The following is a 13,640-nucleotide window of genomic DNA, read 5'->3' as shown; positions in this document are numbered from 1 at the left end:
CCCCCTTCGGGGGCTAGGGGGCTTTTACCCTTTATCCGACAACCTCAAAACATCTCCAAAAACACCTCTCGCCGTTACTGCTGAACCTGCTCCTGCTCCTTGAATTACAATAGGTCTATCACCATACGATTCGGTGTAAATTTCGAAGAAAGAATCCGAGCCTTTCAAACCTCCCAAAGCGGTATCCGAAGGTACGGAAACTAATTTTACTTCTAGATTTCCTTTGTCGTTTTGCAAATCGCCAGACAATTCTCCAATGTAGCGCAAAACGTGGTTGGGTTGTTGTTCCGCTTTTATTTTGGAATAAATAGGGTCGAACTCTTTTAGTTTATTCAAGAAAGTCGACACATCACCTTCACGCAAATGCTCTGGTATCAAATTTTGAATAGCAATCTCATCAAACTCGTTTTGCAAATCCAATTCTCTCGCCAAAATCAACAGTTTTCTACCTACGTCGTTACCACATAAATCTTCTCTTGGGTCGGGTTCGGTGTAACCGTTATCGATGGCTTCTTTCAAAATTTCGCTAAAAGGAACATCTTTGGCCGAGAAATTATTGAACAAATAACTTAACGTACCTGAAAATACTCCTTTGATTTTGGTGATATTTTCACCTGACAAATGCAACAATTTAATGGTATCAATCAAAGGCAAACCTGCACCAACATTGGTTTCGTACAAATAACTTTTTTGATTTTCATCCAAAACCTTTCTCAATTTTTTATAAAAACTATAGCTCAACGTATTGGCCACTTTATTAGAAGAAATCAAGTCAAAACTACTTTCAACTAATGGAATATAATTTTCAACAAAAGCTGCACTAGCGGTATTATCGATAGCAATTAGATTTTCTAGATGATGCTCCTTCGCGTAGGCGATAATCTCATCAATAGAGTAAGAATGTCCGTTAGTTTGAATTTCATTTCTCCAATTCGGCGATACTCCATTTTTGTTCAACAAGACATTTTTAGAATTGGCTATTGCAAAAACATTCAATCGGATGTCTTTTCGTTTTTCAATGGCATCTGCCGATTCCAAAATTTGGTTAATCAACGTTCCACCTACCAATCCGTGTCCGAAAATCGCGATATTAATTTTCTTCGAAACACCAAAAATTTCCCCGTGGATTACGTTCAAGGCACGGTTCAATTCAGACTTATGCACCACCAAACTCACGTTTTTTCCTGTCACAGTGTTGTTGAACAAAATCGGAACAATCTTGTTTTTGATTAAAGCCGTGTAGGGTTTGTGAAACGTACTCAAATCCTGCCCGATAATTGAGATTACAGAAACTTCATCAGTAACCGAAATTTTATTTACGTCTTTGGAATAAAAGTCATTTTCGAATTCTTTTTCCAATTCTATCATCGCTTTACTCGCTTTGTCAGCCGCAACTACCAAACCAATACCACGTTCAGAAGACCCTTGCGAAATAATACTAACACTAATATCATTATCGCCCATCACTCTAAAAATACGCGCATCAACACCCGTTTTCCCAAGCAAACCACGGCCTTCTAAATTCACCAATGCCACATTCTCCAATACCGAAAGTGTTTTAATTCCTTCTTTTCCAGCATTCGAAGTAATCAAAGTTCCTTTGTTTTCGTGATTGAACGTATTTAAAATTCGTAGCGGAATATTTTTTTCCAAAAGCGGGATGATAGTTTTGGCGTGCAAAATAGTAGCGCCAAAATTGGCTAACTCATTGGCTTCGTTAAACGATAAAAAGTCAATTTTTTTAGCATCTTCTACTAATTCAGGATTGGCGGTATAAATTCCGTCCACGTGCGTAAAATTCTGCAATTCGGATGCATTCAAATAATTAGCAAAAAGTGATGCTGTGTAGTTACTTCCGTTTCTACCCAAAGTCGTTGCCTCATTTTTGTTATTCGAACCAATAAAACCTGTAATTATATTGACTTTATCGCTGTGTTGTTTAAAAAACTGCACCACATTTTTCTTAGAAACCTGCTCGATAGGCTGCGCATCACCAAATTTTCCATCGGTTTTTATCAATGCTCTAGCGTCAGCAAAATTGGCGTTGATACCTTTTTCTTTCAAAATAGCTGTAATCAATTTGGCCGATAGCAATTCGCCTTGCGACAAGACTTGGTCTTTTATTTTTTCGCTATAATCGCCAATCAAACTTACACCTTCGAACAATTTTTCGAGCACGGTAAATTCCTCAGACAAATCCACTGTTGGATAATCCGCTTGTTGATAAGCTTTAAACTTCTCGAACAAAGGTTTGTAGTTTTCATTCTTAGACGCAATCGCTAACAAATCTTCCAACTCATCCGTTGCATTCCCTCTTGCCGAAACTACAACGGCAAATTCTTCACCCTTCAATACTTTATCAGTAAGGATTGCCAAAACTTTTTGAAGTCCTTCTCCATTGGCCAATGATTTTCCTCCGAATTTTAATATCTTCATTTTATTCTATTTTACGAGTCATTCAACTCCTTTTATTTACTTTATTTTTACTCTTTCCCCTCATTTAATTAGGGCGTGACCCTGTTACAAAAAGGGGCTTATTTATAGCGCCGTTTACAAAGCCCCTTTTTGTAACAGCGTCGGGCTATACGCGCTACTTTGGTAGCCAGCTGCTATCCCTCACGCAAGATTCCACAAGAACTTGTAGTGGAATCTCATTTCTTCAACTATTCAAAAACCGTTGCAAGCAAACGATTCAACTGTTCAAATTCTATCAAAAAAGCATCGTGTCCGTGAATCGATTCAATTTCTTGATACGATGTTTGAAGCTGTAATTGTTGCAATTCTAGATTTGTTTTTCGGTTTTCCGTTGGGGTAAAAAACAAATCGGTATTGATTCCAATGATATGAATATTGGCCGTTATGGGCGCTACCACACTTTCAAAAGAACCTCTTCCACGAGTGATATCAATGGTTTTCAACAACTGATTCATCAATTTATAAGAAGCCAATTGAAACCGTTGTTGCAATTTCTCTCCGTGATGCGCCAACCAACTTTCGATATTAAAAACACCCAATTCGCTATTAATCGTTCGGTTGAATTTGGCTTCAAACGATTCGGGAGTACGGTAACACAACATCGCGTGTATTCTTGCGTCTTCAATAGGACGAGAGGAGTTATTCAGAATTTGTTCTTGCAAATAGCAATTGGCCATCAACCAATCGGTCGCCTTCCAGTCCGTTGCAATTGGAATTAAATGCTGAGCGAGTTGTGGCGACAAAGCGGCCATTTCCCAAGCAATTCCTCCACCAACAGAACCTCCAATAATAGCATAAACAAGATTAATCTCGAGTTGTTGTAAACCTAAATTAAAAAGCTGCGCCACATCACGAGCAGTAAAATCCAAATAGGATTCAATTACACTGCCGTCAAAACCATTGCCTGGCACATTAAAGGCAATGACGGTATATTTTTGAGTGTCGATAGTTTTTGCAGGTCCAATTAAATCGTTCCACCAACCTGTTGCGCCAATCACTTGTGAGTTTCCTGTCAACGCGTGATTTACTACCACAATCGGAGCGGTATGCAAAGCAGGTCCAAAAACTTGATAACTTAAGTTTAGCGTAGCATAAAAAGCACCACTTTCGGTGGTAAAATTAGTAAGGGTAAGTATGTTGGGTTTATTTTCCAATCTCAAATCTTTGATGTTGTTGATTTGTATTTGGAATATTAGAAAGAAAAACTAGTGGAGACTAGAGGTATTTTGTTGCGTTATCTTTTTCGCTAGGCGAATAGAATGTAGCACCTTCTTCGATTTCCGAAGGGTTGCTAAGGCTTCATTGGGTCTAATCCCTCCGCCTTTCTTTATAACATTTCAATACGTTTGTGAACTTAAAGCTGCAAAGTAACTATTTATTTTTTTAACACGCAAATTTTTAAAACAACAACCAAGTTACAAATCAATTGTGAACTTGGTTATTGCTAGCTTATTGAATAGTATATTCTTTAAATGAAAAGCGTATCGTTTTCGTTAGAATACATATGAAACAACATTGATTTTTTAGTAGTTTCATTCGTAGCTTCAGAAGATTTATCCATAATAAAACGTGGATGAATCAACTCGTGTACGGTTTGGTCTACTTTTTCTATTTTGTTTTTGATGTTTTTTCTACTAAAGAAAGAAACTATTTTGCGGAAGGTTATATTTGTTATCATGATGATTGTTTTTTATATGTTTGTCTATTTATTTAATCTGGAAAGCTGTCAAACACAGCTTTCAAATCGGCTTTTAAATCCTCTATATCTTCTAATCCGACCGAGAGTCGAATCAAATCTTTGGTCACTCCTGTTGTTACTTGGTCATCATCAGACAATTGCTGATGTGTGGTACTCGCGGGATGAATGATTAACGACTTGGTATCTCCGATGTTAGCCAAGAGTGAAAATAGTTGGGTTTCATCGGCTACTTTTTTCGCTGCTTCAAATCCTCCTTTGAGTCCGAAAGTTACGATACCACTCTGACCCTTAGGTAAATATCTCGTTACCAAATCGTAATACTTACTAGAGGACAAACCAGGATAATTTACCCAAGCTACAGCATCTTGTTCTTCTAACCATTGGGCCAAGGCCAACGCATTTTCACTGTGCTTCTGGACTCGGATTGGCAAAGTTTCTAAACCTTGAATGATTTGAAAAGCATTGAACGGACTCAATGCTGCTCCGTAATCTCGTAATCCTTCGATACGAACTTTAGCGATAAAAGCAGCATTCCCTAACGCTTCGTGATACACTAATCCGTGATACCCTGCGGATGGCTCGGTAAATTCAGGAAACTTTCCGCTACTCCAGTCAAAAGTTCCAGCATCAATGATAACCCCACCTAGCGAAGTCCCATTTCCCGAAATGTATTTCGTTAAAGAGTGAATTACAATATTCGCGCCAAATTCAATCGGATTGAGCAAATAAGGAGAAGGAACGGTGTTATCTACAATGAAAGGAATTTTAAGCGATTGAGCCTCAGATGAAATAGCTTTTAGGTCCAAAACATCTAATTTTGGATTCCCTAACGATTCGGCAAAAAAGACTTTCGTATTTTCTGTAGCGGCTTTAGTAAAATTCACCGCTTCCGATGGATCAACGAAAGTGGTAGTAATCCCAAGTCTTGGTAAAGTCACACTCAAAAGATTATACGTCCCTCCATACAAACTGTTAGAAGCTACAATATGATCACCCGCTTTTAAGAGTACCAATAAAGTTGTAGCTATTGCAGCTGTACCCGATGCAGTAACTACAGCTCCAATACCTCCTTCAAGCGCTGCTAAACGTTGTTCCAAAATATCGTTTGTTGGGTTATTCAATCGAGTGTAAATAAAACCAGCTTCTGATAAACTGAATAAATTAGAAGCGTGTTCAGAATTATTAAAAACATAAGAACTGGTCTGAAAAATAGGAACCGCACGTGTCCCAGCAGTTTTAGTAGTATCGTGTCCTGTATGTAGTGCCTTAGTGGCGAATTTAGTTGTACTCATTTTTTTTAATTTTTTACTTGTAATTTTTAATTGTTTTGGTAACAAAAAACCCTTTTAGAAATGGATCCAAAAGGGTTTAAAAAAGTTATTTATAAACTTACTTTCGGAATCAGCACATATCAATCATACACATACCCATAACCATTGCCATGGCATTCTTAATAGACTTGACATTTAGAGATTTGGACTGATGTTGATTGATTTGCTTCATAAGATTCAAATTTTTAGTATTATTTTCTTTTGTTGTAAATAAAAAAGCCTCCCGTTTTTGGCGGGAGGCTTTTGCTATATTTTGGTGAATTTAAATATTTGCAATACACAACCCGCAGGAATGATCCTGAATGGCTTTCATCATTTTACAAGAGACTAAAATCATTTTTTATTGTTTTGTTTTCACAAATGTGCAAACTAAATTCCGAAAAACCAAACAATTAGTAAGCTTTTATGAAATGTTTCGGTTAAAACTAACAAAATCGCTGACATATGGGTGCTATCCTAACATTAATTCAAAAAAAAGTTAAGATTAATTTGAAATTAAAAATCGTTTCATACCTTTGCGCCCGAATACAGAGGAAAAATTTGAACTGATTGCAACCTCTTCATAATGAACTATTCATTGTGAATACTGAAAACAATTTTCAGTATAAAAAATGCTAAAGCAGGAACACTCCCCCTTTAGTTTTTTCAGCAATTTCACTTTCCTCTATTAATTTTTAATATACAAATTATTATGGCTTATTTATTTACGTCAGAGTCTGTTAGTGAAGGACATCCAGACAAAGTTGCCGATCAAATTTCGGATGCATTAATTGATAATTTTTTGGCATTTGATGCAGACTCCAAAGTAGCATGTGAAACTTTAGTAACTACTGGACAAGTAATTTTGGCTGGTGAAGTAAAATCAAATACGTACTTAGATGTACAACAAATTGCTCGTGAAGTCATTCGCAAAATTGGCTATACTAAAAGCGAATACATGTTTGAGGCCAATTCTTGTGGTATTCTTTCGGCTATTCACGAACAATCTGCCGATATTAATCAAGGAGTAGATAGAGCGAGTAAAGAAGAGCAAGGAGCAGGTGACCAAGGAATGATGTTTGGTTACGCAACAAACGAAACCGAAAACTACATGCCATTGGCACTAGATTTATCGCACAAATTATTACAAGAATTAGCGATTTTAAGACGTGAAAACAACGAAATCAAGTATTTGCGTCCTGATGCTAAGTCTCAAGTAACTTTAGAATACAGCGATGATAACAAACCCACTCGTATCGATGCGATTGTGATCTCTACACAACATGACGATTTTGATGAAGAATCAGTGATGTTAGCTAAAATCAAAAAAGATATTGTAGCCATTTTGATTCCAAGAATTATCGCTAAAAATCCAGAACACGCACATTTGTTTAATGATAAAATCCAATACCACATCAACCCAACAGGAAAATTCGTTATTGGAGGACCTCACGGAGACACTGGTTTAACTGGAAGAAAAATCATTGTAGACACTTACGGCGGAAAAGGCGCTCACGGTGGTGGAGCTTTCTCAGGAAAAGATCCAAGTAAAGTAGACCGTAGTGCAGCTTATGCTACTCGTCATATTGCTAAAAACTTAGTAGCTGCTGGTGTAGCTGATGAAATTTTAGTACAAGTTTCTTATGCGATTGGTGTAGCAAAACCAATGGGGATTTTCATCGAAACCTATGGAACTTCAAAAGTGAATTTGACTAATGGTGAAATCGCTAAAAAAGTAGAAGAAATTTTCGACATGCGTCCTTACTTCATCGAACAACGATTAAAATTAAGAAACCCTATTTATAGCGAAACAGCGGCTTACGGACACATGGGACGTACTCCTGAAACCGTAACCAAAACTTTCTCTGCTCCAGGCGGATTAACAAAAACTGTAACTGTTGATTTGTTCACTTGGGAAAAATTAGATTTTGTAGATCAAGTAAAAGCTGCTTTCGAATTGTAAGATCAAAGCATTTCAATAAATCAAAAGCCTTCTTGTTGTAAAAACTTGAAGGTTTTTTTTATTTCTCAATTTTAAAATACCATCTTAATACAACAACTTTTGATTCAAAACAAAGTCGAATACACTAAACCCAAAAAAAATGATTTCATTAACAAAAAACAATTAATATTGTTAATTTAAAATTAATATTTCTTTTTACATGGTCTTTTTTCTTAATTTTGTTGAATATTTCATAATTAATTAACCGATTTATACAATAACAAAATATGAAAACTTATTTTAAATTACTACTTGTAACCTTTGCATTAACTTTATTTACTACTTCCGTTGAAGCTCAAGGCAACAGGGACAAAAATAAAAATTGGGGCTCCTCAAATTCTATTGGAAAATGGGAAAAAATAGGTACACAAACCGTTCAAAAAACTGGAGAAAAAGATGATTTCAGACCTTCCAACAGAAAAAGCTATTCAGCTCTGAAAGTGATGGTTAGAAAGAACACTGTCAATTTCAACAAAATGACCATTTATTTTGAAAATGGACAAAAACAAGATGTTGAATTAAGAAACATCATTAAAGACGGCGGTGAATCTAGAGTCATCAACCTATCTTTCAAAAGAAGAATAGACAAAATTCGTTTCGAATACAGAACCAGAAACTTAATAGGTAGCCGCGCCGAAGTAGATGTTTGGGCTAGGAGTTAATTTTCTAAAAAATACTTATTTTAAACATCACTTTTTTTTGGTAAAAGTGATGTTTTTTTTTTGCTTTGGACTAAAAGTTACAACTACAAATTATATTTCACGGAGAAAATCAAGTAACGTGGCTGAACGGTGTACTGAGAGGTTCTCGTAGCGAATTGCGAAAAACTATCGTCGTTGAGTGAGGTAGTATTCAATAAATTCGTACCGCTGATTTTATATTCTAATTTGCTGTTTTTCTTTTGATAAATCAAACTAGCATTCAAAAAATCATATTCATTATTAACGGTTTTGTCGTTGTTGTAATAATGATAAAACTCATACTCGGCTACAAATGAGAAACTGTCTAAGAAATAGTAATCTAACTTGGCAAAAGGGCGATCGGTATAAAAAGTATTCTTGTTATAGTCATTGATTACTATATTGTAACCTACTTCTAGATTCGGAAAACTCTTGTAATTGGTAGAAGCCCTTAACGTATAACTTTGTGTAAAACTCTCATTGGCGATAGTTACATTGTTCTGCTTATTATTAAATTTCGACCAATTCAAATTGGTATCAAAAGAAGCTTTGTATTTCTTCAAAAACGAACGTCCATAAGAAGCGCGTCCCGAGATGGTTTCGTCGGCAAAAGGAGAATTAAAAGGCACTGACGTTTGGTTTACGCCATTAAAAGTAGCATCTGTTTTAATGGCATCTACCGTTTTGGTGTAATTTACAAAAGCGGTAATGTTTTCCATATTGAACATATTGTATTTGAAATAACGCAACGAATGTTGTTGCGCCGTAGCATTTTCTAGCGCTCTAAAACCTCGTGTTAAACTATTGTAGTTCGAAAAAACATAACCTTCAACCAATCTATTGATATCGGTAAAATTGTTGGTATACGAGAAATTATACGTCAAGGTCTCGGCTTTTTTGATTTGGTAAATCGCCACAAAATCAGGTAAGGCTCTGAAGAATTTCTGACTGAATTCGGTTCCTAATTGCGCATTAGTCATATTGTAACTGTGCAAACTCACACCTGGCGTAAACGTAAATTTACCCGCAAGAATCTTATAATGCAATCCTAAAAAGACATCATTAAAACGATAATCTACATCGTTGGTATTCTCCGAAGCTGTCAAATCGTTTACTGTGCCATTATCCAAGACCTGAAAAATAGAAGAATTAAAATTTTGATACGAATACGTATTGCCTAAAGTCAAATTGATATTACTTTTGGGCGTCAACATATAGTAATAATCTAATTTAGCGTCGAGTTTGTTCGTTTTTACAAATCGGTTTTGGTTGATGTCGTTTCTATTTTGACCTGGTTGATAGCCGCTTAAAGTAAAAGGTTGCGACTGCAAATTGGCATTGTAAAACGGATCTTCTTCTTGGTATAAACTTTGCATTTCTACCGCAAAGACATTTTTTTCATTCAAGGTAAAATAAGCACTCAAATTCTGATTTACTGATATTGGATCTTGCTTTTTTAGCGTAGCTATAGATTCAGTAGCCGAACTATTTTGCACTATCGATTCACGAAGCAACGAAGTGTTTTCGTCTTGCTTGGACAACTTGGTCAACACATCATAATCCAACTGAAAATTAGTCGAGGGTTTATAGGTTGAGCTCAACTTGAATAACCCTAAATTACTGTTTTGATGTGCCACTTCTTTACGATTTTCGGTAGAAGCTACTTCAGAAGAATTCGGTTTCAAGATATTATTTTGAGAAATGGTTTCTAAATCGGTAATCGAAGATGAAACAATTCCAAATCCGCTTACACTCCAAGCTTTATTTACATTGTACGAGAAATTGGTCGCGCCAAACTTCGTATCAATTTCTTTAGCTCTATTATTTCTTGCCAAAGCAATTCCCAAATCATTAGAAGAAACATTAAAACTAGACCCCCCCTTAGCCGACAAACCTCGAAATCCACCAGTAAACTTAAAATAATCCTGAATCGTCAAAGGCAATTCGCCTATGTTATTGAAATTCGAAATCAAGTTTATGCTGTACTTTGGACTATAGTAAAACAACTTGGGATTAATCACATACCTGCTTTCTTTGTGCGCCACGCCAACACCCGCGTTGATATCTCCAAACCAAAAATTCTTCTTCCCAGATTTCAATTTAATATTCATTCCAATATTATCTTGATTGTTTTCCACTCCTTTCAGAATCGAGTTTTCGTTGTAATTACGCAATACTTGAATCTTGTCAATCGCATCGGCAGGGATATTTTTTACGCCCAATTTGGTGTCACCATCAAAAAAATCTTTCCCTTCCACCATCAGTTTGGTTACTTTTTTGCCTTCTACTTCAATCTCACCATCGGCATTTACCTCAACACCGGGCAATTTTTTCAATACATCTTCCAGTTTTCTTTCGGTTCCGGATTTAAACGAATCGGCATTGTACACAATCGTATCTCCTTTTATAGAAACAGGCATTTCGCGTACAATTTCTACCCCATCCAATTCAATACCACCTGCATCCAAAGCAATATTTTTGACCAAATTAGTCGAAGCCGTCGTCACTTCGACCTCTTTATTTTGCATCCCCAAAAAACTCACTTTGACTAAATAAGTGGTGTTGGGTTTCAAATTCAAACTGAATTTTCCTTTATCATTCGTAATGGCATAAGCATCCATCGCTTTGGTGGTTTTATTCACCGCCATTACGTTGGCCATTTCAAGTCCTGCGTTTTTAGAGTCGGTAATCAAACCATCGAGTTTAATGGTTTGTGCAAAAGATACAATAGAAAACAGAAAAAGAGCAATTCGAAGCAATGCTTTCATGGAGTGGTTTTTTGAATGCGTAAATAGAATTTTTATGCTTTTTTGGAGCAGGAGCAAAAGGCTTCATCAAGATACAAAGTCCCGTCGTCCGCTATATCTTTGCCTTTTTTGAAAACAAAAAGGCAAAGGATGCCGCTCCCACCGGGGCTAAAAGGCAACATGATTTTTTATGAGTAATCATTTTCAGTTGAAGAACCGAAAACCACAAAAGTGATCTTACAATCATCCGCCTGATCTAATAATGAATTGTCCGCCATTACCGCCTCTACCGCGATTCATTTCTCGCATTTCCTCCATTTTTTGCATCATCGTTTCGTCGAACACCTTTTGAGTCACCACTTTTCCATTAGTGGCTGGCTTTATGGCGGCTTTCTCTTTCGGATTCAACACCACTTTAGAACATAAAATTACCGTTCTACCATCGTTTACCTCCAAAATCAATCCAGGCAATCCCCAATAGCCTTCTGGACCTTGGTTAACTGGAATTTCGGGCGTATACCAAGCTGTGATGGTTTGTTCCTTAGGCATTTCGATCATATCCATAATGCTCGATTTCTTTTCAGTCGTCGCATCTTTTTTCTCTTTATCCGTACCTTCTTTTGGTTTTTTATCGTCTTTTGGTCTAAAATTTCTAAAATCCGATTTATTTATTGGCACAACTGCGGTAGCTTTATAACAATTGTAGCCCCCAATTACTCGGGTTTCCCCTTCCATTTTCCATTTCATGTGGGTTAACGTGTCTTTTACCAAAAACTCTTTGCCCATGAATTCTTTATCTACTGTATAGGTTTTGTCTTTTATGTTCTTATAATACGTTCCACCGCCACCGGTAAAGGAAGCCATCATTCGCATTCCGCCGCCACCGCCTTGTCCGGGTGCTTCTAATTTTTCTTCTTCTTTGTAAATCGATGCCGACTTGTCAAAACTTAGGATGTATGTTTTCTCAAACATTTTCTTCATTCGATCCTCGATGTTTTTCATCATTTCGGGAGTAATATTTTTATTCCCTTCCATTCTGGTCTTAAAATCAGCGGTGCTCGTTTTAGATTCATACACTGCCATACCTTGAAATTCCTGAGCTCTTAGCCCAATACTGGTTAAAACCAGAGCCGTCAAAAACAAAATAATTTTATACATGGTTTACAAATTTTTCAATAAGACGAGATTCAAATTCTTTTGTTACACAATTAGCTTACAAAAAGATATAGACTTGCGAAAAATGAAAAGGTTTAATTGTAAATTAGCGAAATGAAGAAGTCTTTACTATTTTTAATAGCATTTTCGTATTTAATCCAATGCTATTCTCAAATCAAAGGGATTCCAACGCAAGAAATGCCGAACGCTCCCAAAACAGTCACGTTTTTGGCTTACGATGCTTTTGCCTACGTTTACACTATAGAAAATAACGTTTTCAAGAAAAGTAAAGGCTCCGAAAACTGGGAATATAAAAACGTAACCTTGGGAAAAATCACCAAAGTTGACCTTCAAAATCCACTCAAAATAGTGTTGTTTTATGAGGATTTCAATACGGTAATCCTACTAGATAACCAACTTAACGAAAGCCAAAGAATTAATTTTTCGGAGCATCCTACACCCATCAATGCTACAGCGGTGGGTATTGCTTCTCAAAACCAATTATGGGTCTACAACAACCTCAATCAACAAATTGGATTGTATGACTATCTCAAAAACGAGTACAAAACCATTAGTACCCCTCTGCCAGGGAAAATCAAAAACTACACCACTGATTTTAATTCATTTATCTGGATGGATGACAATGCAGAAGGCTACTCTTGTTCACTATTTGGCGCCATTAGAAGTATAGGCAAATTCCCAAATGCGGACCAAGTACAAATCATCAATTCCACTCAAATACTGTACAGTGTAAACCAAAAAATATCACTCTTGAGCCGTCAAAAAGATACAGCATGGACAAGTACACCACTTCAGCTCTCTGAAAAAAGGTTTGAAAAATTCTATTACTTAGCCCAAAATTTAGCTATTTTTACAACCGAAGGAATTTATAATTTTAAAATCATACTACCGTAATGCACATAGCAGTAGCAGGAAACATAGGTTCAGGAAAAACCACCTTAACACAATTATTGTCAAAACATTTTAAATGGGAACCACATTACGAAGATGTGGTTGACAACCCTTATTTGGACGATTTTTATCACCAAATGGAACGCTGGTCTTTTAACCTGCAAATTTATTTCTTGAACAGCCGTTTTCGTCAAGTAATGCAAATTCGTCAAAGCGGTAAAAAAATCATTCAAGACCGTACGATTTACGAAGACGCTCATATTTTCGCACCCAACTTGCACGCGATGGGATTAATGACCAATCGAGATTTTCAAAATTATACTTCCTTATTTGAATTGATGGAAACGATGGTACAACCACCAGATTTATTGATTTATTTAAGAAGTTCCATTCCTAATTTGGTGGGACAAATTCACAAACGCGGACGCGAATACGAAAATTCCATTTCCATTGACTATTTGAGCCGTTTGAACGAACGTTACGAAGCGTGGATTCAAAGTTATACGAAAGGAAAACTTTTGGTGATTGATGTTGACAATATCAATTTTGTGGATAACCCAGAAGACTTAGGAAACATCATCAACAGAATTGATGCAGAATTGAACGGATTGTTTTAGAAACACCGATTAAACAGATTTATAAAAACAAAAAGCTTTGCAG

Annotated in this window: 10 protein-coding genes and 1 riboswitch; of the genes, 4 read left to right on the top strand and 6 right to left on the bottom strand. The window is 36.4% G+C overall.

Going from position 1 to position 13,640, the window contains the following annotated elements; translation table 11 throughout:
* Nucleotides 1–24: 24 nt before the first annotated feature.
* The 4 genes from thrA to FLB_RS08825 form a co-directional block, all read right to left on the bottom strand.
* On the bottom strand, nt 25–2,436 hold the full coding sequence (thrA, locus tag FLB_RS08840; RefSeq protein ID WP_064715583.1) for a bifunctional aspartate kinase/homoserine dehydrogenase I: 2,412 nt from the start codon (nt 2,434–2,436) through the stop codon (nt 25–27).
* A 227-nt stretch (nt 2,437–2,663) separates the two neighbouring features.
* Nucleotides 2,664–3,629 (bottom strand): alpha/beta fold hydrolase, encoded by a 966-nt coding sequence (locus tag FLB_RS08835; protein ID WP_157490587.1) that lies wholly within the window; start codon nt 3,627–3,629, stop codon nt 2,664–2,666.
* 77 nt (nt 3,630–3,706) lie between these two features.
* Nucleotides 3,707–3,811: riboswitch (SAM riboswitch) on the bottom strand.
* Nucleotides 3,812–3,943: 132 nt separating this feature from the next.
* Nucleotides 3,944–4,153 (bottom strand): hypothetical protein, encoded by a 210-nt coding sequence (locus FLB_RS08830; protein ID WP_064715581.1) that lies wholly within the window; start codon nt 4,151–4,153, stop codon nt 3,944–3,946.
* Between the two features lie 32 nt (nt 4,154–4,185).
* Nucleotides 4,186–5,466, bottom strand: a complete 1,281-nt coding sequence (locus tag FLB_RS08825; RefSeq protein ID WP_064715619.1) for an O-acetylhomoserine aminocarboxypropyltransferase/cysteine synthase family protein — start codon at nt 5,464–5,466, stop codon at nt 4,186–4,188.
* Between the two features lie 730 nt (nt 5,467–6,196).
* Between FLB_RS08825 and metK the strand changes: the two genes are divergently transcribed.
* Together metK and FLB_RS08810 are read left to right on the top strand one after the other, a co-directional pair.
* A complete protein-coding gene (gene metK, locus FLB_RS08815) occupies nt 6,197–7,447 on the top strand; it encodes a methionine adenosyltransferase (protein WP_064715579.1) in 1,251 nt (416 codons plus the stop codon).
* Between the two features lie 266 nt (nt 7,448–7,713).
* Nucleotides 7,714–8,148 carry a hypothetical protein gene (locus FLB_RS08810; RefSeq protein WP_064715578.1) on the top strand — a complete coding sequence of 145 codons (435 nt, stop codon included), beginning with the start codon at nt 7,714–7,716 and terminating at the stop codon, nt 8,146–8,148.
* An 83-nt stretch (nt 8,149–8,231) separates the two neighbouring features.
* Here the strand turns inward: FLB_RS08810 and FLB_RS08805 are convergent, their stop codons facing one another.
* Together FLB_RS08805 and FLB_RS08800 are read right to left on the bottom strand one after the other, a co-directional pair.
* The gene (locus FLB_RS08805) at nt 8,232–10,934 is read right to left on the bottom strand and encodes a carboxypeptidase-like regulatory domain-containing protein (RefSeq protein ID WP_064715577.1); all 2,703 of its coding nucleotides are present in this window, start codon (nt 10,932–10,934) and stop codon (nt 8,232–8,234) included.
* Between the two features lie 222 nt (nt 10,935–11,156).
* Complete coding sequence (locus FLB_RS08800; RefSeq protein WP_064715576.1) at nt 11,157–12,071, bottom strand: GLPGLI family protein; 915 nt, start codon at nt 12,069–12,071, stop codon at nt 11,157–11,159.
* Between the two features lie 111 nt (nt 12,072–12,182).
* On the opposite strand from FLB_RS08800, the gene FLB_RS08795 reads away from it, so the two are divergent.
* Both FLB_RS08795 and FLB_RS08790 read left to right on the top strand, forming a co-directional pair.
* Complete coding sequence (locus FLB_RS08795; protein WP_064715575.1) at nt 12,183–12,983, top strand: hypothetical protein; 801 nt, start codon at nt 12,183–12,185, stop codon at nt 12,981–12,983.
* Nucleotides 12,983–13,597 (top strand): deoxynucleoside kinase, encoded by a 615-nt coding sequence (locus tag FLB_RS08790; protein WP_064715574.1) that lies wholly within the window; start codon nt 12,983–12,985, stop codon nt 13,595–13,597. Before FLB_RS08795 ends, FLB_RS08790 begins: the two co-directional genes overlap by 1 nt.
* Nucleotides 13,598–13,640 lie beyond the last annotated feature (43 nt).

This window comes from Flavobacterium succinicans (assembly GCF_001662485.1).
GTDB classification, from domain to species: domain Bacteria; phylum Bacteroidota; class Bacteroidia; order Flavobacteriales; family Flavobacteriaceae; genus Flavobacterium; species Flavobacterium succinicans_A.
The sequence above is the reverse complement of the archived record's forward strand: the minus strand, read 5'-3'. Positions and strand labels throughout refer to the sequence as shown.